Annotated in this window: 17 protein-coding genes and 2 pseudogenes; 10 read left to right on the forward strand and 9 right to left on the reverse strand. The window is 71.7% G+C overall.

The genetic code is table 11. From position 1 onward, the window contains the following. Positions 1–295: 295 nt before the first annotated feature. Positions 296–472: pseudogene (locus OHA19_RS28595) on the forward strand (HtaA domain-containing protein); the annotation flags it as partial. Between the two features lie 78 nt (positions 473–550). Beyond that, positions 551–1,237, forward strand: coding sequence for a PhzF family phenazine biosynthesis protein (locus tag OHA19_RS28600; protein ID WP_405712078.1), 687 nt, complete (start codon positions 551–553; stop codon positions 1,235–1,237). Between the two features lie 18 nt (positions 1,238–1,255). Here the strand turns inward: OHA19_RS28600 and OHA19_RS28605 are convergent, their stop codons facing one another. Both OHA19_RS28605 and map read right to left on the reverse strand, forming a co-directional pair. Then, positions 1,256–1,918, reverse strand: a complete 663-nt coding sequence (locus OHA19_RS28605; protein WP_405712076.1) for a heme oxygenase (biliverdin-producing) — start codon at positions 1,916–1,918, stop codon at positions 1,256–1,258. A gap of 239 nt (positions 1,919–2,157) precedes the next feature. Next, positions 2,158–3,015 (reverse strand): type I methionyl aminopeptidase, encoded by an 858-nt coding sequence (gene map / locus OHA19_RS28610; protein WP_405712074.1) that lies wholly within the window; start codon positions 3,013–3,015, stop codon positions 2,158–2,160. A gap of 58 nt (positions 3,016–3,073) precedes the next feature. Between map and OHA19_RS28615 the strand changes: the two genes are divergently transcribed. After that, the gene (locus OHA19_RS28615; protein WP_405712071.1) at positions 3,074–3,307 is read left to right on the forward strand and encodes a hypothetical protein; all 234 of its coding nucleotides are present in this window, start codon (positions 3,074–3,076) and stop codon (positions 3,305–3,307) included. Between the two features lie 79 nt (positions 3,308–3,386). Here the strand turns inward: OHA19_RS28615 and OHA19_RS28620 are convergent, their stop codons facing one another. Then, the gene (locus tag OHA19_RS28620; protein WP_405712068.1) at positions 3,387–4,721 is read right to left on the reverse strand and encodes an MFS transporter; all 1,335 of its coding nucleotides are present in this window, start codon (positions 4,719–4,721) and stop codon (positions 3,387–3,389) included. Positions 4,722–4,802: 81 nt separating this feature from the next. After that, positions 4,803–5,405 (reverse strand): hypothetical protein, encoded by a 603-nt coding sequence (locus OHA19_RS28625; protein ID WP_405712066.1) that lies wholly within the window; start codon positions 5,403–5,405, stop codon positions 4,803–4,805. 177 nt (positions 5,406–5,582) lie between these two features. Here OHA19_RS28625 and npdG point away from each other — a divergent pair, with 177 nt between their 5' ends. Together npdG and OHA19_RS28635 are read left to right on the forward strand one after the other, a co-directional pair. Then, the gene (gene npdG / locus OHA19_RS28630; RefSeq protein WP_405712064.1) at positions 5,583–6,293 is read left to right on the forward strand and encodes an NADPH-dependent F420 reductase; all 711 of its coding nucleotides are present in this window, start codon (positions 5,583–5,585) and stop codon (positions 6,291–6,293) included. Positions 6,294–6,501: 208 nt separating this feature from the next. Beyond that, complete coding sequence (locus OHA19_RS28635; protein WP_405712062.1) at positions 6,502–6,675, forward strand: hypothetical protein; 174 nt, start codon at positions 6,502–6,504, stop codon at positions 6,673–6,675. Positions 6,676–6,690: 15 nt separating this feature from the next. Here the strand turns inward: OHA19_RS28635 and OHA19_RS28640 are convergent, their stop codons facing one another. After that, positions 6,691–7,497 (reverse strand): site-2 protease family protein, encoded by an 807-nt coding sequence (locus tag OHA19_RS28640; RefSeq protein WP_405712060.1) that lies wholly within the window; start codon positions 7,495–7,497, stop codon positions 6,691–6,693. 204 nt (positions 7,498–7,701) lie between these two features. On the opposite strand from OHA19_RS28640, the gene OHA19_RS28645 reads away from it, so the two are divergent. Then, positions 7,702–11,061, forward strand: a complete 3,360-nt coding sequence (locus OHA19_RS28645) for an AfsR/SARP family transcriptional regulator (RefSeq protein WP_405753324.1) — start codon at positions 7,702–7,704, stop codon at positions 11,059–11,061. A 9-nt stretch (positions 11,062–11,070) separates the two neighbouring features. On the opposite strand, the gene OHA19_RS28650 is transcribed toward OHA19_RS28645, so the two are convergent. The 3 genes from OHA19_RS28650 to panB form a co-directional block, all read right to left on the reverse strand. Then, positions 11,071–11,925 (reverse strand): ABC transporter permease, encoded by an 855-nt coding sequence (locus OHA19_RS28650; protein WP_405712058.1) that lies wholly within the window; start codon positions 11,923–11,925, stop codon positions 11,071–11,073. After that, entirely contained in the window at positions 11,922–12,944 is a 1,023-nt protein-coding gene (locus tag OHA19_RS28655) for an ATP-binding cassette domain-containing protein (RefSeq protein WP_405712056.1), read from the reverse strand. Before OHA19_RS28655 ends, OHA19_RS28650 begins: the two co-directional genes overlap by 4 nt. 275 nt (positions 12,945–13,219) lie before the next feature. After that, on the reverse strand, positions 13,220–14,107 hold the full coding sequence (panB, locus tag OHA19_RS28660; RefSeq protein WP_405712054.1) for a 3-methyl-2-oxobutanoate hydroxymethyltransferase: 888 nt from the start codon (positions 14,105–14,107) through the stop codon (positions 13,220–13,222). A gap of 225 nt (positions 14,108–14,332) precedes the next feature. Here panB and OHA19_RS28665 point away from each other — a divergent pair, with 225 nt between their 5' ends. The 4 genes and pseudogenes from OHA19_RS28665 to OHA19_RS28680 form a co-directional block, all read left to right on the forward strand. After that, on the forward strand, positions 14,333–15,949 hold the full coding sequence (locus OHA19_RS28665; RefSeq protein ID WP_405752119.1) for an MFS transporter: 1,617 nt from the start codon (positions 14,333–14,335) through the stop codon (positions 15,947–15,949). Continuing rightward, positions 15,946–16,638 (forward strand): TetR/AcrR family transcriptional regulator, encoded by a 693-nt coding sequence (locus OHA19_RS28670; protein ID WP_405712051.1) that lies wholly within the window; start codon positions 15,946–15,948, stop codon positions 16,636–16,638. Before OHA19_RS28665 ends, OHA19_RS28670 begins: the two co-directional genes overlap by 4 nt. Positions 16,639–16,897: 259 nt before the next feature. Next, entirely contained in the window at positions 16,898–17,938 is a 1,041-nt protein-coding gene (locus OHA19_RS28675; RefSeq protein ID WP_405712049.1) for an endonuclease/exonuclease/phosphatase family protein, read from the forward strand. A 654-nt stretch (positions 17,939–18,592) separates the two neighbouring features. After that, positions 18,593–18,913, forward strand: a pseudogene (locus OHA19_RS28680) (MFS transporter); the annotation flags it as partial. Positions 18,914–19,015: 102 nt separating this feature from the next. Here OHA19_RS28680 and OHA19_RS28685 read toward each other — a convergent pair. Next, positions 19,016–20,770: an NAD+ synthase gene (locus OHA19_RS28685; protein ID WP_405752122.1), complete on the reverse strand. Its 1,755-nt coding sequence runs from the start codon at positions 20,768–20,770 to the stop codon at positions 19,016–19,018. Positions 20,771–20,838 lie beyond the last annotated feature (68 nt).

Below are 20,838 nucleotides of genomic sequence, written 5' to 3' on the forward strand. Positions count from 1 at the left end.
GTGTCCCACGGAATAGTCAAGGGATGGTCAAGTCCCTCTTGTCGGTACGACGAGGGGCGCCCCGGGTGACGCGCTCGTCCCGGCCACCCTCTCGGTCAAGGCGGTCGCGGCGCCGGCCACCGACCCCACCGGGGAGCCCGCGACCGAACCCGCCGGCACCCCCCTCCACGGAGCCCACCGGCGAGCCGTCCGCCGGACCGGGCGCGAAGCCCACCGGACCCGCGTCCTCGTCCCCCTCGGTCACGGCCACCGACGAGCCGGCCGCCGCCCCGGGCGAGATCAAGGACGGCACCCTTCGGCCGTTCCGGCGACCCTCACCGCCGACGGCACCAAGGCGTTCGGCGGCATGTACGAGGCTGGTGAGCGGCTCGACGCGCTGACCGTCGCGGGCGCTCTGTTCGCCGCCTCGGGCGTGGTCGTGGCGGCCGGCGCCGGAGTCGTGGTCGCGGCCCGCCGCCGCCGTACCGTCTGACCCGTCCGCGGCCCATGGCGACACCGCCCGGGTGGACCGGCCGAACGGCCGCCGCCCGGGCGGTGCTTGAATGCCCACGTGAGCGACATCGAATTCGGCGTACCCGCGGGCATCGACGTACTGCGCGTGTTCTGCGGCCCCGACGGACGGCACGGCAACGCCCTCGGAGTGGTGCGCGACGGCCGCGCCTACCCGGACGAGGCGTCCCGGCAGGCGCTCGCCGGCCGGCTCGGCTTCAGCGAGACGGTGTTCGTCGACGACCCCGAGCGCGGACAGGTCGACATCTACACCCCGGGACTCCGTCTGCCGTTCGCCGGGCATCCGCTCGTCGGCACGGCCTGGCTGCTCGATCTGGAGATCCTGGAGCTTCCGGTCGGGGAGATCTTCGCCCGCCAGGACGGTGAGTTCACCTGGATCACCGCCCGCCCCGAGTGGGCACCCCCGCGCACGCTGGAGCGGTACGGGTCCGTCGCCGAGGTCGAGGCGCTCACCGGGCCGCCGCCGGGGGAGGGCTGGCTGTACGTCTGGGCCTGGGAGGACGAGGCGGCAGGCCGGGTCAGGGCGCGGGCGTTCCCCCGGCGCGACGACAACATCACGGAGGACGAGGCGACCGGGGCGGCGGCGTTGCTGCTCAGCGCGGAACTGGGGCGCGCCCTCAACATCACGCAGGGGTGCGGCTCCCAGATCCTCACCGCTCCCGCACCCGACGGCGCGGTGGAGATCGGCGGCCGGGTGGCACTCGCCGCCGTCCGGGCCCGCCGCTGAACCGGGCCGAGGGCGCTGCTACGCGCTGAGCGGGAACGCCTCGCCCAGCTCCCGGAACACCGCCGTGTTCAGCGCGAACGCGCGCTTGCACTCGTCGACGATCCGCTGCTTCTCCAGGTCGTCCGCCTCCACCGCGTCCAGCAGCTCGCGGTAACTCCGCTTGAACGAGGCGGGGTTGGATATCTCCTCGAAGACGTAGAACCGGACCCCGTCACCCTTGCGCGCGAAGCCCCAGGCCTTCTCCGCCCGGTCACGGATGATCTGGCCGCCGGAGAGGTCGCCGAGGTAGCGGGTGTAGTGGTGCGCCACGTATCCGGCCGGCCAGTCGCGTGCGCATTCGGCGACCCGGGCGGCGTACGCGGCCGTGGCCGACAGCGGCTCCAGGCCCTCGCGCCAGTCCGCACCCCGCAGATGGGCCAGATCGCGTTCCAGCTCGGCGGTGCGCATCAGCTCGGGCCGGAGGAACGGACCGGCGACCGGATCGCCGCGCAATTCCTGCGCGCCCTCCTCCAGGGCCCGGTACACGAACCACAGCTGCTCCGTGTAGCGCGTGTACGCGGCCACTCCGAGGCGCTCGCCCAGCAGGTCGCTCATGAAGGTCGAGGTCTCCGCCTCGGTGTGCTGCTCGTGCGACGCGGTACGGATGAGCGTCGAGAAGGGCGTGGCGGCGGTTGCGTCCAAGGCGGGCCTCCTGGGACCGAGAGGGGGCGGGAGGTCCGGAAAGAGAAGGAAATATCGGCAGCGACCGCATGGAGCGGCGGTGCTGTCGACAACTCCGATCTTCCTGCTTAGGCTTACCTAAGTCAAAAACTTCCCGACGGTCTGTCGGTAAAAACGATACGCCTGGTTCCGCATGCGGGGTACGCGAAAGCGGCCGCCCCGGGAGGGCGGCCGCTTTCGTGGAGGAGCTGTCCGGGCGGTTACGGGAGCGTCAGGATCTCGGCGCCCGCCTCCGTCACCACCAGCGTGTGCTCGAACTGGGCGGTGCGCCTGCGGTCCTTCGTCACCACGGTCCAGCCGTCGTCCCACATGTCGTAGTCGTGGCTGCCCAGCGTCAGCATCGGCTCGATGGTGAACGTCATCCCCGGCTGCATCACGGTGGTCGCGCGGGGGCTGTCGTAGTGCGGAATGATCAGGCCGGAGTGGAACGAGGAGTTGATCCCGTGCCCGGTGAAGTCCCGCACCACGCCGTAGCCGAAGCGCTTGGCGTAGGACTCGATGACCCGCCCGATCACATTGACCTGCCGGCCCGGCCGGACCGCCTTGATGGCCCGGTTCAGCGACTCCTCGGTGCGCTCCACGAGCAGCCGGGACTCCTCGTCCACGTCGCCGCAGAGGTATGTGGCGTTGTTGTCGCCGTGCACACCGTTGATGTACGCCGTGACGTCGAGGTTCACGATGTCGCCGTCGCGCAGCACCGTGGAGTCCGGGATGCCGTGGCAGATCACCTCGTTGAGCGAGGTGCAGAGCGACTTGGGGAACCCGCGGTAGCCGAGCGTCGACGGGTAGGCACCGTGGTCGCACATGAACTCATGGGCGACCCGGTCGAGTTCGTCCGTCGTGACACCCGGGGCGATGTGCTTCGCGGCCTCGGCCATCGCCTGCGCGGCGATCCGGCCGGCGATGCGCATGCGCTCGATGGTGTCGGTGTCCTGGATCTCCGGACCGGTGTACGGGGTGGGGGCCGGCTTGCCCACGTATTCGGGGCGCCGGATGTTTCCGGGCACGGAGCGGATGGGAGTGATCTCCCCGGGTACGAGCAGCGACTGGCCAGACATGTCAGCGAGTCTAACCAGCGCGCTTGGGGCAGCATGGCCCCGAGGGAAGGAGCCGATGATGGCCCTGTTCAAGAAGCGCACGGTCGGCAAACCGGGCGAGTGGTACTACTGCCTGGAACACCACAAGGTCGAGGAGGGCCCCGAGTGCCCGGCCAAGGACCGGTTCGGGCCGTACGCCTCCCGTGAGGAGGCGCAGCACGCGATGGACACCGCGCGGGAGCGGAACCTGGAGTGGGAGAACGACCCCAAGTGGCACGACGGGGGCACCACCCCGCCCGGTCCGCAGGCCTGACCGGGGGCGCCGGGGCGCCGTCCCCGGGGCCCGTTCCCGGTACCTGCCGGGTGACCTCCGATGGCCTCCGGCCGGGCTCTCAGGCGGCGGAGGGAGCGGAGGGGCCGACCTCGCCGGCCTCCCTGGCCTCCCGCCTGCGCAGCGCGTCCTCGTCCGTCTCGGAGTCGTAGGTGAGCAGCTTCGGCAGCGCCGCCGTGAGCAGCGCGACCGAGGCCACGCACGCCACACCGCCGCTCCAGATCGCCGACCGGGTTCCCGTCCAGCCCGCCATCGCGCCGGCCCGCACCTGACCCAGCTGCGGGCCGACGCTGTACGAGAGCACCTCGATGCCCGCCAGCCGGCCCCGCAGCTCCTCCGGGATCGTCTGGTTCCAGATCGTGGAGCGGCCCAGACCGCTGAGCATGTCGCCCGCGCCCGCCACCGCCAGGCAGACCAGCACCAGCCACACGTTGCCGAACCAGCCGGCCGCCGCGATCGCCAGGCCCCAGACCGCGGCCCCGAACACCACGAACAGTCCATGGCGCCGCACCCGCGACGTCCAGCCGCTGGTCAGCCCCAGCACCAGCGATCCGACCGACCCGGCCGCGTACATCAGGCCCAGCGACCAGTCGGCGTCCAGCTCGTCCGCGAGGAACGGGAAGATCGTGTTCGGGAAGGCGAAGAACATCGCCGCCAGGTCGACCGCGTACGTTCCCAGCAGCACCGGCCGGCTCCAGGCGTACCGGGCCCCCTCGGCGATGCCGCGCAGCGAGGGCTTTCGGCTGTCCCGGGCGGGCGGCGCGGGAGTGAGGCGGAGACAGAGGACCACGGAGACGGCGAACGTGACCACGGTGACCGCGTACGCCGTGGCGTGCCCGGCGTAGGCCACCACCAGGCCCGCCACCGCCGGACCGGTGATCGCGCCGAACTGCCAGCGCAGCGAGTTGAGCGCGGCGGCCGCGGTCAGCTGCTCGTGCGGCACGATCCGGGCCATCAGCGAGTCCAGCGCGGGCCGCTGGAGCCCGGCGAGCGCGGAGACCCCGGCCGCGACCAGATAGAGCGGCCAGAGCATCGGTCCGGGCAGCGCCGCGTTCACCAGGAGCACGACGGCGAGCAGCCCCAGCCCCGCCTCGGTGGCCAGGATCACCTTGCGGCGGTCCACGGCGTCCGCGAGCGCCCCGCCGTACAGGCCGAAGACGACCAGCGGCACCAGCTCGACCGCGCCCATCACCCCGACGGCCAGCGGCGAACCCGTCAGCTCCTTGATCTGGAGCGGCAGCGCGATCATCGCCATGAAGCTGCCGAAGTACGTCACCACACCCTGGAACCACAACAGCCGGAAGTCGGCGGAGGAGCGAAGAGGGGTGAGGTCGGGCAGCAGAGCGGCCAGCCGGGCGGCCGGGGACGGAGCGGAGGCCGATGGAGCAGAGGTCACGGAAGGCCATGCTCCGGCGCCGTGGGCACCGCCGCAACGGAATATCCGCGGCGGCCGGCACCGGGCGTCACCGGCAGCCCGTCACCACCGGGCCGGAGGCGGCGCCGTCAGCTGGTCGGCCAGCCGGGACAGCCGGTCCCGGAAGCTGCGGCGGCCGCGCGGCACGGGTGCGCTGTTCTCCCCGGCCGCCGCGCTCACCAGATGCTGCACGGTGTCGAGGTCGATGTCGTCGGCGCCGGTCACCGCGAGCGTCTCGTGGGCGAGCCCGCGCACCTCCGGATCGCCGTCGCTCAGCGAGAGCACCGTGGCCCCGGCGCGCCGCGCGTCGTGCACCCGCTCCAGCAGCCCCGCGCCCGGCCGCTCCGGAGCCACCAGGAGCAGCGTCTCGCCCCGCCCCGCCGCCTCGATCCGGCCCAGGCCGACGGCCAGATGCGCGGGGCCGCCCGGCTCCACCCGGTGGCGCACCAGGGTGGGGGCCAGCTCCGGCAGCCCGGACCAGGTGGACTCGTCGACCAGATGGGCCGCCAGATGCCACGGCTCGTACGCCGCCGTCCCCACCAGCAGCAGACCGCCGCCGTGCGGCACGACGGACGACCTCAGCGCTCCGGCGAACCGCCGGGTCGCGGCGGGCCACTCGGTCCCGGCGAGCACTTCACGGAGCAGGGCGACGCGTACGGCATCCATGGCCCGGCATCCTGCCCCAGGACCGGTGCCCGGCACCGGAGAACGGCCCCGAACCAGCCGTACGGGAACGAGGGCTGTCCCGTGATCCCTGCCCCTGGTGGGCGTGCGGTGGGATCACGGGACAGTCCTCGGGACGACACCGAGTCCCGCTCCGTGGCGGGCAGTAATGTCGGAGCCATGACTACGAATGGCAGTGACAGCGCGGCCAAGCCCCCCGCCAAGGATCCCTGGGACCTTCCCGACGTCTCCGGGCTGACCGTCGGCGTGCTCGGCGGCACGGGCCCCCAGGGGCGCGGCCTCGCCTACCGGTTCGCCCGTGCCGGGCAGCGGGTGATCATCGGCTCCAGGGCCGCCGACCGCGCGAAGAGCGCCGCCGGGGAACTGGGCCACGGTGTCGAGGGCGCGGACAACGCGGAGTGCGCGCGCCGCAGCGACGTCGTGATCGTCGCCGTGCCGTGGGAAGGGCACGCCAAGACACTGGAGTCGCTGCGGGACGAGCTCGCGGGCAAGCTCGTCATCGACTGCGTCAACCCGCTCGGCTTCGACAAGAAGGGCGCCTACGCGCTGAAGCCGGAGGAGGGCAGCGCCGCCGAGCAGGCCGCCGCCCTGCTGCCGGACTCCCGGGTCACCGCCGCCTTCCACCACCTCTCGGCGGTGCTGCTGCAGGACGAGGCCGTCGAGGAGATCGACACCGATGTGCTGGTGCTGGGCGAGGCCCGTGCCGACACCGATCTCGTACAGGCGCTGGCGGGCCGGATCCCCGGCATGCGCGGCATCTTCGCCGGCCGGCTGCGCAACGCCCACCAGGTCGAGTCGCTGGTCGCCAACCTGATCTCGGTCAACCGCCGCTACAAGGCGCACGCGGGGCTCCGCACGACCGACGTCTGAGAGCCTGCCGGGTGGCCGCCCGGGCGAGGGCCGCGCGCGACGGGCTCCGAGCCGGGCCCGTCACCGGTGTCCGGGCCCGTCACCGGTGTCCGGGCCCGCCACTGGCGTTCGGGCCCGAGCCGCTCCCGGGCCCACCCTGCGACGAGCGAAAAGGGGCATGGGGGACACTGGACGGGACCGTGCACCGCCCCCGACAGGAGCCGCCCCCATGCCCCGACTCGCTCTCTACGCCATCACCGTCTGTGTCCTGGCCGTCGTCGCGGCCGTGATCTCGTTCGCCCAGGGCAGCCTGCTCGGGATCGTCTGGGTGCTGATGGCCGGACTCTCGTCCAACATGGCGTGGTTCTACCTGCGCCGGCACCGGGCGCAGAGCGCCGGCTGAGGTCCGGTCCGCCGGTCACGGGCCGAAGGCGCAGACCGGATACTCCTCGTTCCAGTTCTCCCAGAACCGGTAGGCGGCCCGGCCGCACTCCGTCCCCAGGTCACTCACGCCCAGTGAGTCCAGCACACTGCGGACCAGGTCGAAGAAGACGTGGTTGACCTCCGGGATCCACAGCACGCCGAACACCGCGAGCAGCCCGAACTGCGCGAACGGCTCCACCTTGCGCCGGACCCGGTACGACAGCCAGGGCTCGATCACCCCGTACCCGTCCAGCCCGGGGACCGGCAGGAAGTTCAGGATCGCCGCGGTGACCTGGAGCAGGGCCAGGAACGCCAGCGCGTACCGGAACTCCTTCGGGACACCGTCCAGCGCGTGCAGCCAGAACGGCGCCGTGCACACCAGCGCGAACAGCACGTTCGTCAGAGGGCCCGCCGCCGAGATCAGGCTGTGCTTCCACCGCCCGTGGATTCGTCCCCGCTCGATGAAGACCGCGCCGCCGGGCAGACCGATACCGCCCATGATCACGAACAGCACCGGCAGTACGATGCTGAGCAGAGCGTGTGTGTAGGCGAGCGGATTGAGGCTGAGATAGCCCTTCGCACCGACCGAGAGATCCCCGCTGTGCAGCGCGGTGCGGGCGTGCGCGTACTCGTGGAGGCAGAGCGAGACCACCCACGCAGCCGTGACGAAGACGAAGACCGCGAGCCCGTACGGATATCCGGTGTCCGTCCACACCGCCCAGCCCGACACCGCCGTCACGGCGGCGATCCCGAGGAAGACCGGGCTGATCCGCCGGTCGCTGCGGGCGCGTGCGGTGGTCATCGGCGAACTCCTGACGGGCGGCCGGAAGGGGGACGGTGCGACGGGCGGCGAGCCCGACCGTACCGTCGACACATCACGAACGTCTCGCGCCGGGGCGGTGGTTCCGGAAAGGGTGGGGGCATGACGAGCGATCCGGAACACGGCGCACAGGGGTACGGGCGGACAGGTGTGCGCTTCTCGATCCCGGTCACGGAGAATGGGCCGGTGCGCTACTGCATCCTCGGAACGACCCGGGCACTGAGCGACGACGGCACGGCCGTCGCCATCGGCGGGGCGAGGCTGCGCGCCCTGCTCACCGTCCTCGCGCTGCGGCCCGGCCGCACCGTCCCCGCCGCCGTGCTCGTCGACGAGGTGTGGGACGGCGAACCGCCCGCCGACGCGGTGGGTGCCCTCCAGGCGCTCGTCGGCCGGCTCCGGCGCGCCGTCGGCCACGACGCGGTCGTCTCCGCCGACAGCGGCTACCGGCTGGCCGCCGAGCCGGACGCCGTGGACCTCCACCGCTTCGAACGGCTCGCGGGGGAGGGCGCGCGGGCACTGGAGGAGGGAGACGCGGCGAAGGCCCGAACCGTGCTCGACGACGCGCTCGGCCTGTGGCGCGGCCCGGTCCTGGCCGACCTGCCCGACCGCCTGACCGCCGCCCCCCGCTGGGAGGCCCGGCGGCTGGACGCCCATCGCAACCGGCTCCGCGCCGTCCTCACGCTCGGGCGCGCGGACGAGGCCCTGCCCGAACTGGTCGCCCTGTGCGCCGAGCACCCGATCGACGAACCCCTTCAGGCGCTGCGGCTGCGGGCCCTGCGCGACGCCGGGCGCACCGCCCAGGCACTGGCCGCCTACGACGAGGTCCGCACCGTGCTCGCCGACCGCCTCGGCACCGACCCCGGACCCGAACTGCGCTCGCTCCACGCCGAACTGCTCCGCCAGGACCCGGCCCGCCCGGCCGTACCGCCCGCACCGGCCACATCGCCCGTGCCTGCTGTGCCCGCCGCGCCTGCCGCGCCTTTGACGGGTGCCCGCACCGCGCCCCCCGTCGCACCGCACGGCAACCTCCGGGCCAGGCTCACCAGTTTCGTCGGGCGCGAGAGCGACATCGAGACCCTGCGCGAGGACCTCTCGCACGCCCGGCTGGTCACCCTCCTGGGCCCTGGCGGCGCGGGCAAGACCCGGCTCTCCCAGGAGGCCGCCGAATCCGCCGCGGCCGCCTGGCCGGACGGCGTCTGGCTGGCCGAGCTCGCCCCCGTCGACGACCCTGAGGTGGTCCCGGAGGCCGTACTGACCGCGCTCGGCGCCCGTGAGACCGTGCTGCGCGGCGCCGGTGCCGAGGAGCTCAGGGCCGCCGAAGGGAATGCGAGCGACCCACTCGTACGCCTCACCGAGCACTGTTCCCGGCGCCGCATGCTGCTGCTCCTGGACAACTGCGAACACCTCGTCGACGCGGCCGCCGCCCTAGCCGACCACCTGCTCGCCCGCTGCCCGCATCTCACCGTGCTCGCGACCAGCCGTGAACCCCTGGGCGTGCCGGGCGAGTTCGTCCGCCCCGTCGAGCCGCTGCCCGACCCGATGGCGATGCGTCTGTTCGCCGAACGCGGCGCCGCCGCCCGGCCGGGCTTCGGGGTCGACACGGACGAGGAGACCGCGGCCGCCGCGGCGGAGATCTGCCGCCGCCTCGACGGACTGCCGCTCGCCATCGAACTCGCCGCCGCCCGGCTGCGGATGCTCACCCCGCGCCAGATCGCCGACCGGCTCGACGACCGGTTCCGCCTGCTCACCAGCGGCGCCCGCACCGTGCTGCCCCGGCAGCAGACCCTGCGCGCCGTCGTCGACTGGTCCTGGGACCTCCTCGACGAATCCGAACGCGCCGTGCTGCGCCGGCTCTCCGTCTTCGCGGGCGGCTGCACCCTGACCGCGGCCGAGGCGGTCTGCGCGGACGGGCCGCAGGGCGCGCGCGAGGTCGCCGGGCTGCTCGGCTCCCTCGTCGACAAATCGCTCGTCGTCGCCGCACCCGCCGAGGACGGCGAGATGCGTTACCGGTTGCTGGAGACCGTCGGCGAGTACGCCGCCGCCCGGCTCGACGAGGCGGCGGAGCGGGACCCCGTGGTCCGGCGCCACCTGGTGTTCTTCCGGGAGCTGGTCCGCACCACGGAGCCCCTGCTCCGGAGCGCCGGACAGCGGGCCGCCATCGAGCTCCTCCAGCGCGAGTACGAGAACATCCGCACCGCCCTGCGCAACGCCGTCGCCGCCCGCGACGAGCAGGAGGTGCTCTGCATGGTGCTCTCGCTGTGCTGGTACTGGCAGATGCACAACCTGAGCGGCGACGCGCTGCACTGGGCCGACGCCGCCGCCACGCTGGGCCCGGACCCCTTCGCCGAGCCCGCCGAGCCCGCACCCTCCATCCACGAACGGTGCACCGACGCACCGCCGCCCATGGGGCCCGAGCTGCTCCAGGAGGCACGCCGCGAAGCGGGCCTGATCCGGCTGGTCAGCATGGACCACGCGGCGGAGCGGTGGACCGACGAGGCCAGCATGTCCCGGCTGCGGGTCATCGCGAACACCTACCGGCCCGGCCAGCCGCAGATCTGCCGGGTCCCGGCATCGCTCTGGTTCTTCGCGGTCATGCTCGTCGGGGAGACCGACAGGCTGCGCGAGCTGCTGGACGAAACGGTCCGCGCCTGCCGGGAGTTCGGCTACGAATGGGAGCTCGCCGGGGCCCTCCAGATGCGGGCCAACGTGCTGGCCAACCGGCCCGAGTGGGCGGGCGAGGCGCGCACGGACGCCGACGAGAGCCTGGAGATCTTCAGCCGGATCGGTGACGACTGGGGCGTCGCCGAAGCGCTCTCGGCACGCGGCGAGGCCAACGAGCGCCGGGGCGAGTACACGCGCGCGGCCGAGGACTACCGGGAGGCCATCGCCTGCGCGAAGAAGCTGGGCGCACCCTCCCAGGTGGCGGTCCTGCGCACCAGATACGCGTCCGTGCTCACCGAGATGGACTGCGGGGCCGAGGGCGAGGCGATCCTGCGCGAGGTGATCGCCGAGGGACACGACGCGAAATCCATCGCCCGGCTCCATCTGGCCATGTGGCTCGGGCGCAGTGGCTGCTCCGGCGAGGCGCGCGAGCAACTGGCCGTGCTGCGCGAGGAGTTCCACTCCGACACCATGGCGATCTTCGACGGGGTCGTGCTGGGCGCGCTGTCCTGGCTGGACAACCAGGACGGGCTGTACGCGGAAGCCCTGCCCCAGGGCCTGGTGGCGCTGGAGCGGTCGCACGACCGGCTGTCACAGCTGGTGGCGCCGCAGATGTCCGTCATCCAACTCGTCTCCCTCGCACGCTCGTTGGCCGGCATCGGCGGCGAGCGACGGGCCGCCACCGCGGCCCGGCTGCTGGGGGCGGGCCGGGGGCTGCTGCCCCGGGGCCACGTACCGACGTCGATGGAGCGGGACGACTGGGCGCGGGCGGAGGAGCTGGCCGTCGCCGTGCTCGGCCGGGCCGCCTACGAGATCGCGTACGCCGAGGGCGACGGCCTCTCCCTGGAGGAGGCCACCGCCCTCATGGACGCGTACCGGGAGTGACCCCGTCCGTCAGGACTTCTTACGGAACTTGGCGACCGCGAGCGGGGCCATCACCGCGGTGATGACCACGGTCCAGCCGAGCGTCACCAGGACCGAGTGCGCGAGCGGGCCGCCCATCATCAGGGCGCGCGAGGCGTCCGCCAGGTTGGACAGCGGGTTGTAGTCGGTGAACGTCTGGAGCCAGCCGGGCATCGTCTTCGTCGGGGCGAAGATCGAGGAGCCGAACTGGAGCGGCATCAGCACGAGCATCCCCATTCCCTGAACCGCCTGGGCCGTCTTCATGGTCAGCCCCAGCAGGATGAAGATCCACATGATGGCGGCGCCGAACGCGGCCGACAGCGCGATCGCCCCGATCAGCCCGAGCACCGACTCCTGGAGCTCCATGCCGAGCGCGAAGCCCATGGCCAGCAGGATGAGGGTGGCGACCATCATCCGGCCCAGCTCGACCACGATCTTCGCGATGAGCACCGAGGAACGGGCTATCGGCATCGTCCGGAACCGGTCCATGATGCCCTTGCGGAAGTCGTCGTTGACACCGGAGCCGACCGCCATGGCGATGTTCATGCCCATCATCGCCATCAGCCCGGGGATCAGGTAGTTCAGATACTCCTGCCGGCCACCGCCCATGCTGCCGCCGACCGATCCGCCGAAGACGTACACGAACAGCAGCGTGAAGATCACGGGCATCAGGAGCGCGTCGAACATCGACTCCGGATCCTTCTTGATCTGGAGCAGATTGCGCCGCACCAGCGCCCCGATGTGGCGCAGGTTGTTCCGCAGACCTATCCGGCCCTCGTCGGTGGCCGCCCTCGGGCGGGCGGACCCGGTGGGCGCGGGCGTGGGTGTCAGAGTCGCCGTGCTCATGCCGCGACCTCCTCGGGGATCGTGTCGGTGACGGAAGCGGACTTCTCGCCGGTGATGGCCAGGAACACCTCGTCCAGGCTGGGCAGCGCCGTGGCGACGTGCGCCAGCGAGAAGCCCCGGGCGCCGAGCAGGCCGATCACGGCGGTCAGCTGCTCGTCGCTGAGGATCGGTACGTACAGCAGTCCCTCGTCCGGGACGGCCTGCGCGCCCGAGACCCCGTCGAGCCCCGCCTCGCGGATCGCCCGCGCCATCGCGGGCAGCTCCGCCGGGTCCGAGGGCCGGATCTGCAGGGTGCGGCCGCCGACCTTCGCCTTGAGCTCGTCGACCCCGCCGCGGGCGATGATCTTCCCCTTGTCGATGACCGTCAGCTCGCTGGCGAGCTGCTCGGCCTCTTCCATGTACTGGGTGGTGAGCAGCACGGTCGCCCCCTCCGCGACCATCCGCTGCACCTCGTCCCAGACCTCGTTGCGGGTCCGGGGGTCCAGCCCCGTCGTCGGCTCGTCCAGGTACAGCACGGCCGGGCTGCCGATCATCGAGGCGGCCAGGTCGAGCCGGCGCCGCATGCCGCCGGAGTACTCCATCGCGGCCTTCTTCGCCGCGTCGGTGAGCGAGAACCGCTCCAGCAGCTCGTCGGCCCGGGACCGGGCGGCCTTGCGGGACAGATCGAGCAGCCGCCCGATCATGTAGAGGTTCTCCCAGCCGGAGAGCTTCTCGTCGACCGAGGCGTACTGCCCGGTCAGACCGATGGTGCGGCGCAGCTGCCGGGGCTGCTTCACCACGTCGTAGCCCGCCACGACGGCGTGCCCGGCGTCGGGAACGATCAGGGTGGACAGGCAGCGTACGAGTGTGGTCTTGCCCGCTCCGTTGGGACCGAGGACACCGAGCACGGTGCCTTCGCGGACATCGAGGTCCACGCCGTCCAGAGCCTTGGTCGAGCCGTAGTGCTTGACCAGCCCCCGGACCTCGACGGCGTTCGAGCCGCTCCTGGGGTTCTTGTCGATTCGCGTCATGTCCACCATGGGACCAGCCGCCACCGACAGTCCGCCGACAGAGGGCCGACAGCCCGCCGATGGGGGATGTCGGCGGGCTGTCGGTGGTGCGGGCAGTGGTTCGGACGGAACGAACCGGCAGGACCAGGGTCTCTCGTTTGGATCATGCCGGGCTCGCGTGCCCGGTGACGCACCTCGCCGCGTTGACGTCGGTCACCGACGCTCCGCGTCGACTCCCTCCTCCGCCTTGCGACGCACGGCACCGGACCCCGCTCCCTGATCCGGCCCGATCCAAACGAAAGACCCTAGTGGAAGGTGTGCTCGGCGGCCGGGAAGGCGCCGCCCACGACCTCCTCCGCGAACTCCTTCGCCGCGTCGCCCAGCACCTGGCGCAGGTTCGCGTACTGCTTGGTGAAGCGCGGCACCTTGCCGCCGGTCAGCCCGACCATGTCGGTGTAGACCAGCACCTGGGCGTCCGTGTCGGGGCCGGCGCCGATGCCGACGGTCGGGATGTGCAGGGTGCGGGTGACCTCGGCGGCCAGCTCGGCCGGTACGAGCTCCAGGACGACGGCGAACGCGCCCGCGTCCTGCACGGCCTTGGCGTCGCGCAGCATCTGCTGGGCGGCCTCCTCGCCGCGGCCCTGCACCCGGTAGCCCATCGCGTTGACGGACTGCGGGGTCAGGCCGATGTGGGCCATGACCGGGATGCCGGCGTCGACGAGCAGCTTGATCTGCTCGTGGCTCCGCTCGCCGCCCTCCAGCTTGACCGCTCCGACCCCGGACTCCTTGATCAGCCGGGTGGCGTTGCGCAGGGCCTGGACGGGGCCCTCCTGGTACGCCCCGAAGGGCAGGTCCGCGACGATCAGGGCGCGCTTGGTGCCCCGTACGACCGCTGCGGAGAGGATCGCGATCTCGTCCATCGTGACGGGCACGGTGGTCTCGTAACCGAGGTGGCAGTTGCCCATGGAGTCGCCGACGAGCATGACCGGGATCCCGGCCTCGTCGAAGACGGACGCGGTCATCGCGTCGTAGGCGGTGAGCATGGGCCACTTCTCGCCGCGCTCGGTGGCGGCGGCGATGTCGTGGATGGAGATACGGCGGGTGCTCTTGCCTCCGTACAGCGCCTTGCTGCTGTCGGCGGGGGTCCCCGCGGGGGTGGTTGCGGACTGGTTCCGCGCAGCCTGAAGCGACATTGCCAACGGCTCCTTCGTCATCTCGAGGCGCCCTGACGGCGTCCCCGGACCGGTTCCATGGTGGCATCCCGCGGCGGTCCACGGGAAGTGGGTCCGCACAGGCCCTCGAAGGCGGGGCCGGAAGCCGCTTCACCGGCGATGCCTTTCGCATGGGTCTTCATGTCTTTCCCATGTGTCTTTCCAATACGAGACGGTCTCGTATCGAAATCGGATAAGCTCCGTTTCATGTCGATACCGTCCGGTGCTCGCGCTGCGGCGCCCCAGATTCCGGAGGCGGTTCACCGTCGCCGCTGGGCGATCCTCGTCGTCCTGATGTTCAGCCTGCTCATCGTCGTGCTCGACAACTCGATCCTGAACGTCGCGGTCAAGACCATCGCCAGCCCCGCACCCACCGGCCTGGGCGCCACCCAGAGCCAGCTGGAGTGGGCGATCAACGCCTACACGCTCGTCTTCGCCGGACTCCTCTTCACCGCCGGTCTGCTCGGCGACCGCATCGGCCGCAAGAAGGTGCTGCTCTTCGGCATCCTGATCTTCGGTACCGGCTCCGCGCTCGCCGCCATGTCCGGATCGCCCGCCCAACTGATCACCTGGCGCGCGCTGATGGGGTTCGGCGCCGCGTTCGTCATGCCGGCCACCCTCGCCGTCCTGATGAACGTCTTCGAGCGCGACGAACAGCCCAGGGCCATCGGCATATGGGCCGGCAGCGTCGGCGTGGCCATCGCGATCGGCCCGATCACCGGTGGGCTGCTGCTCGAACACTTCTGGTGGGGCTCGATCTTCCTGGTCAACGTGCCCGTGGTGATCGTGGCGCTGATCGCGATGGTCCTGCTGGTGCCGGACTCCAAGGACCCGAGCCCGGGCCGGATCGACCCGCTCGGCGTCATGCTCTCCATCGTCGGCCTGGTGCTGCTGGTGTACGGCATCATCCGGGGCGGCCAGCTCGCCGACTTCGCCGACCCCGTGGTGCTCCTGTCGAGCTTCGGCGGGCTGCTCGTCCTGGCCGGGTTCGTCTGGCACGAGAAGCGCAGCACCCACCCGGCCATCGACATCTCGTACTTCAAGGAGCCGTCGTTCGCCGCGGCCGTCGCCGCCATAGCGCTGGTCTTCTTCGCGCTGATGGGGGTGACCTTCTTCTCCGCCTTCTACATGCAGAGCGTGCGCGGCTGGACCGCACTCCAGGCAGGCCTGATGCTGCTGCCGCTGGCCGCCACCCAGATGATCTTCGCGCCCCGGGCCCGGCTGCTCGTCGACCGCTTCGGCGCCCGCGCCACCTGCACCGTCGGCATGCTGCTGGTCGCGGTCGGGCTGGCCTCGTTCGCGCTGTTCGACGGCACCACGCCGGTCTGGGTGCTGTGCCTGCTCTTCTTCGTCCAGGGCACCGGCATGGCGCATGTGATGACGCCGGTCACCGTCTCGGTGATGCAGGCGCTGCCCCGGGAGAAGGCAGGTTCCGGATCGGCCATCAACAACACCTTCCGGCAGGTCGGCGGGGCGCTCGGGGTCGCCGTGCTCGGTTCGGTGCTCTCCACCGTCTACCGGGGCGACATCGAGGGCCACCTCACTGCTCTCCCGGCCGGGGCCAGGCAGACGGCGGGGGAGTCGATCGAGGCGACGCTCGGCATCGCGGACAAGCTGGGCCCGGCGGGCGCCCCGCTGATCGCCTTGGCGAACGACGCGTTCCTGAAGGCCATGCACGTCACCGCCATCGGTTCGGCGACCATCGCCCTGGTGGGCGCCCTGGTGGTCGCGCTCTTCCTGCCGGGGAGGCTGCCCGCCGAGGAGGGCGCCGGCGGGTCGGGCCGGGGCGACCGGCCGGTACGCGCGGCGGGAGCGGGCCGATGAGGCCGGCGACCCGGCACCGGAGCGAGGGGTGGACCGACGCGCGGCCACAGACACCGGCGCAGGGCCGGGAGCAGCGGCTCCGGGAGGCTCCGGAACCGCGACGGGGCCGGCCGCGCAGCGCGGCGGCCGAACGGGCGATCCTGGACGCCGTCGTCGGACTGCTGGAGGCCGGTGAGCCCCTGGCGGCCCTGTCCATCGAGCGGATAGCCCGGACCGCGGGGGTCGGCAAGGCGACCATCTACCGGCGGTGGAGCGGCAAGGAAGAGCTCTTCGTCGACGTCCTGAGAGACATGGAGCCGCCGGAACCCGCCGTCTCGGGCACCGCCGGGCTCGACGACCTGCGACTGCTGCTGGATTCGCTGCGCAGGCGCGGCCTGGCCCAGCGCTCCTCGGTCCTGCTGCACAACGTCTTCGCGCAGATGAAGAGCCACCCCAAGCTGTGGGCGGAGTACCAGAGCAGCGTCGTCGCGCCCCGCCGCGTGGCCATGCTGGCCGCGGTCCGGCGCGCCGTCGACGCCGGTGAACTCCGTTCGGACCTGGACGTGGGGCTGATGGACGACCTGTTCCTCGGGCCCATGCTCGTACGCACCATCCACCGGCCCGACGCGCCGCTGCCCGAGGATCTCGCCGACCGCATCGTCCAGGTCCTGGTCGAGGGCCTGGCGCCCCGCCCGGCCGACGACGCCTGACGCAGCCGGTCGCTCGACGCAACCGGTCGCTCGACGCAACCGCTCGCCCGACGCTCCCGGACCCGGCCGCGGAACGGGACCCGCCCGAGTGTGATCGTTCTGTCACAAGCCCCCGCGGCCCCCGCTCGGCCGGAACCCGCCGGACCCCGCCCTTCGTCCTCGTGGCAGTACGGCCGTCGTCGACGGCAGGAAACACGCCGCCCATCGCCTAGGGTCGAGGGCGCGGCGACATGCACGGCAAGGCAGTGAGGACAGCGCGATGGTGCAGGCGTACGGAGCGGACACCGGGAACGACCGTGCGGAGCCGGGCCCTGAGCCGGAGCACGCCGGGCCGGGATCCCGACTCCGGGATCTGCGCGACAGGTGGACCCGGGATCCGGGCATCTGGCGGCGCGGCATCGTACTCGCCCTCTGCTCGGTGCTCCTCACCCTGGTGATGGCCTTCCACTCCAGGATCCCGAACACCATCGGCAACCTGGGCAGCCTCTCCGAGACGTTCCTGCCGTGGGTCGGGGTGTTCGTCCCGCTGCTGATGGTCCTCGGCCTGGTGCGCCGCTCGGCGACCGCGCTGATCGCCCTGCTGCTGCCGGTCGTGGTCTGGTTCAACGCCTTCGGCGGCCTGCTCACCGACAAGTCCGGCAGCGGCGGCGACCTCACCGTGGCCACCCACAACGTCAACGCCGGCAACCCCGACCCCAAGGGCACCGCCCGGAAGGTCGCGGACTCCGGCGCCGACGTCATCGCCCTGGAGGAGCTGCCGAACGGCAAGGTGGCGACGTACGAGGCGGCACTCGCCGACCGCTACCCGTACCACTCGGTGCAGGGCACCGTCGGCCTGTGGAGCAAGTACCCGATGAGCGCCACCAGGCCGGTCGACATCAAGATGGGCTGGACCCGCGCGATGCGCTCCACGGTGACGACGCCGAAGGGTGAGGTCGCCGTCTACGTGGCCCACCTGCCGTCCGTACGGGTCAAGCTGCACGCCGGATTCACCGCCAACCAGCGCGACGACAGCGTGGACGCCCTGGGCGAGGCCATCGCCGACGAACGGCTCGGCAGGGTGATCCTGCTCGGCGACCTCAACGGCACGATGAACGACCGCGCCCTGAACGCGGTCAGCTCCCAGCTGCGCTCCACCCAGGGCGCGGCCGGCGACGGCTTCGGCTTCAGCTGGCCGGCCTCGTTCCCGCTGGCACGGATCGACCAGATCCTGGTGAAGGGCGTCGAGCCGATGTCCTCGTGGACGCTCCCGGCGACGGAGAGCGACCACCTGCCGATCGTGGCGCGCGTGGAGCTGTGACGCGGCGGTTCGGCTCCTGCGGGGCCGGGCCGTCCGCGGAATAGGACCGAAAGGTATGTCGCCGGTGGTGCCTCCAGGGCGCGGCACAGCGCGGGTGGATTGCGCACTGCACAACACTAAATGCGCCTATTTGTAGCAAATGCGGCGGTTTTCCCTGCTCGCCGATGGTGCACCCACCCCTATGAGGTCGTGATTTGCGCCACTCCGCCCATGCGGCCGTGGTGGAGATGTCGTTCTCCGGTGGGGGCGGTGATCCGCTGGTCGAGATCTCGGACCAGGGCCGTTCGCTTGAGCTGGACTGGCCGGTCAAACTTCCGGCACCTCGGATCGACGGCCCGAGCGCGGTCTACAGCGACGTGCTGCCGGATGTGGATCTGATGGTCACGGCGACCGGTGCTACCAGACCTCTGCACGCACGACGAATTCGGACCTCGGCTCCCTCTTTCAGAAGCTTGCCGAAATGTTCGAGGTGGCAAAGGCACGGCATGAGCTGGAAGCGCAGTGCGCCAGGCAGCCGAGGACCAAGCAGTGCATCGACCTGATCGCCGGGGGTGTCTGGGTAGTCGTTGCCACGACGGTGCGTCTTTTCTCCTGATGCGTTGCCTTTTCCGGGAGGCTCGAAGGTTATTTCGATATATGCGACGGCGGGGTGATCTGGACGTTGCGCTCTTCGGCATCGGCGTGACCCTCGCACTCGCGGCGGGGCCGCTCACCGACCGGGCGCGGCGGCCGACGCTGTACGGATCGCTCGGCGCGCTCGCCGTCTTCCCGTTCGCCGTCCATGTGCGGTGGGCCGCACTGGTGCTGGTGGTGCTGCTCGGCGGGGTCGGCTCCATGACGACCACACCGCTCCAGATGCTGGTCATGAACAAGGCCAAGGACGCCCCGGCCCTGGCGTCCGCCTCCAACCACTCCGCGTTCAACCTCGTCGACGCGGGCGGCGCGTGGCTGGGCGGCGCCGCGGTCGCGGCGGGCTGAGGATGGACCTCCGCGGCCCTGTTCGGTGCCCCGGTTGACGCGCGCCGAAACGCGAGGGCGCGGTGACCGGTCCGCCCGGTCACCGCGCCCTCGCCCCGCTCAGCCCGACTCGCGCCACCGGTTGGTGATCGGCAGGCGGCGGTCCTTGCCGAAGCCCTTCGGTGAGATCTTCGTGCCCGGCGGGTACTGCCGCCGCTTGTACTCCGCGGTGTCCACCATCCGCAGCGTCTTCGCCACCAGCGCCGCGTCGAACCCGGCCGCGACGATCTCGTCCAGGCCCTGGTCCCGGTCGACGTACAGCTCCAGGATCCGGTCCAGTACGTCGTAGTCGGGCAGCGAATCCGTGTCGACCTGCCCCGGGCGCAGCTCGGCGCTGGGCGGCTTGGTGATGGACGCCTCCGGGATCGGCGGGATCTGCCCGCGGTCCTCGGCGGCCCGGTTGCGCCACTTCGCCAGGCGGAAGATCGATGTCTTGTAGACGTCCTTGATCGGGCCGTACGCCCCGACCGAGTCGCCGTACAGCGTCGAGTAGCCGACCGCCAGCTCGGACTTGTTGCCCGGCGCGAGGACGATCTGGCCCTCCTGGTTGGAGACGGCCATCAGCATCGTGCCGCGCAGCCGGGACTGCAGGTTCTCCTCGGCGAGACCGGTCAGCCCCAGCGAGCCCATGTACGCGTCGAACATCGGCTCGATCGGTACGGTGCGGAAGTTCAGCCCGGTACGGCGGGCCAGCTCGGCCGCGTCGCCCTTGGAGTGGTCCGAGGAGTACTTCGACGGCATCGAGATGCCGTACACGTTCTGGGCGCCCAGCGCGTCGCAGGCGATCGCCGCGACCAGCGCCGAGTCGATCCCGCCGGAGAGCCCGATCAGCACACTGCTGAAGCCGTTCTTGGCGGCGTACGCCCGCAGGCCCACGACCAGCGCCGAGTACAGCTCCTCGTCGTCGTCCAGCCGATCGGCGTATCCGCCGCCCAGCGCCGCCGGGTACGCCGGGAGCGGCTCCTCGGAGAGCACCACGTGGTCGATCCGCAGCCCGTCGTTGACGACACCGGACGGCGGCTCGGCGGCGGCCGCCGGCAGCTCCAGGTCGAGCACGACGCTGCCCTCGGCGAACTGCGGGGCACGGGCGATCACTTCGCCGTCCCGGTCGACGACGATCGAGTCGCCGTCGAAGACCAGCTCGTCCTGGCCGCCGATCATCGCCAGGTACGCGGTGGTGCAGCCGGCCTCCTGGGCCCGCTTGCGGACCAGTTCCAGCCGGGTGTCGTCCTTGTCCCGCTCGTACGGCGAGGCGTTGATCGACAGCAGCAGACCGGCGCCGGCGGCCCGCGCGGCCGGCACCCGGCCGCCGTCCTGCCAGAGGTCCTCGCAGATCGCGAGCGCCACATCGACGCCGTGGACCCGTACGACCGGCATCGAGTCGCCCGGCACGAAGTACCGGAACTCGTCGAAGACGCCGTAGTTGGGGAGGTGGTGCTTGGCGAAGGTCAGCGCGACCTGTCCCCGGTGCAGCACCGCGGCGGCGTTCTGCGGGGAGCCGGCCGGCTGGCCGTAGCGGGGCTGGGCCGTCTCCGAGCGGTCGAGGTAGCCGACCACGACCGGCAGCTCCCCGAAGCCCTCGGCGTCGAGCCGGGCGGCGAGCGCGCGCAGCGCCTGCCGCGAGGCCTCGACGAAGGAGGGGCGCAGCGCCAGGTCCTCGACGGGGTAGCCGGTCAGCACCATCTCCGGGAACGCCACCAGATGGGCGCCCTGTTCGGCGGAGTGCCGGGTCCAGTGGACGATCGCCTCGGAGTTGCCGGAGAGGTCACCGACGGTCGAGTCGATCTGATTCAGTGCGAGACGTAGTTGAGGCACGCGCACCAGTGTAATCGTCTGACTGACGCAATGTCCTGGCGGGCCGCGGAATCACGGCCGCGGCCCGC

The organism is Streptomyces sp. NBC_00012 (assembly GCF_045040875.1).
Lineage (GTDB): Bacteria > Actinomycetota > Actinomycetes > Streptomycetales > Streptomycetaceae > Streptomyces.

What these genes read in the sequence shown, in the direction of transcription:
- map (WP_405712074.1), bottom strand. Translation starts at nt 3,015, where the DNA reads ATGTCTGGCCAGTCGCTGCTCGTACCCGGGGAGATCACTCCCATCCGC.
- OHA19_RS28615 (WP_405712071.1), top strand. Translation starts at nt 3,074, where the DNA reads ATGGCCCTGTTCAAGAAGCGCACGGTCGGCAAACCGGGCGAGTGGTAC.
- OHA19_RS28625 (WP_405712066.1), bottom strand. Translation starts at nt 5,405, where the DNA reads ATGGATGCCGTACGCGTCGCCCTGCTCCGTGAAGTGCTCGCCGGGACC.
- npdG (WP_405712064.1), top strand. Translation starts at nt 5,583, where the DNA reads ATGACTACGAATGGCAGTGACAGCGCGGCCAAGCCCCCCGCCAAGGAT.
- OHA19_RS28635 (WP_405712062.1), top strand. Translation starts at nt 6,502, where the DNA reads ATGCCCCGACTCGCTCTCTACGCCATCACCGTCTGTGTCCTGGCCGTC.
- OHA19_RS28640 (WP_405712060.1), bottom strand. Translation starts at nt 7,497, where the DNA reads ATGACCACCGCACGCGCCCGCAGCGACCGGCGGATCAGCCCGGTCTTC.
- OHA19_RS28650 (WP_405712058.1), bottom strand. Translation starts at nt 11,925, where the DNA reads ATGAGCACGGCGACTCTGACACCCACGCCCGCGCCCACCGGGTCCGCC.
- OHA19_RS28655 (WP_405712056.1), bottom strand. Translation starts at nt 12,944, where the DNA reads ATGGTGGACATGACGCGAATCGACAAGAACCCCAGGAGCGGCTCGAAC.
- panB (WP_405712054.1), bottom strand. Translation starts at nt 14,107, where the DNA reads ATGTCGCTTCAGGCTGCGCGGAACCAGTCCGCAACCACCCCCGCGGGG.
- OHA19_RS28665 (WP_405752119.1), top strand. Translation starts at nt 14,333, where the DNA reads ATGTCGATACCGTCCGGTGCTCGCGCTGCGGCGCCCCAGATTCCGGAG.
- OHA19_RS28670 (WP_405712051.1), top strand. Translation starts at nt 15,946, where the DNA reads ATGAGGCCGGCGACCCGGCACCGGAGCGAGGGGTGGACCGACGCGCGG.
- OHA19_RS28675 (WP_405712049.1), top strand. Translation starts at nt 16,898, where the DNA reads ATGGTGCAGGCGTACGGAGCGGACACCGGGAACGACCGTGCGGAGCCG.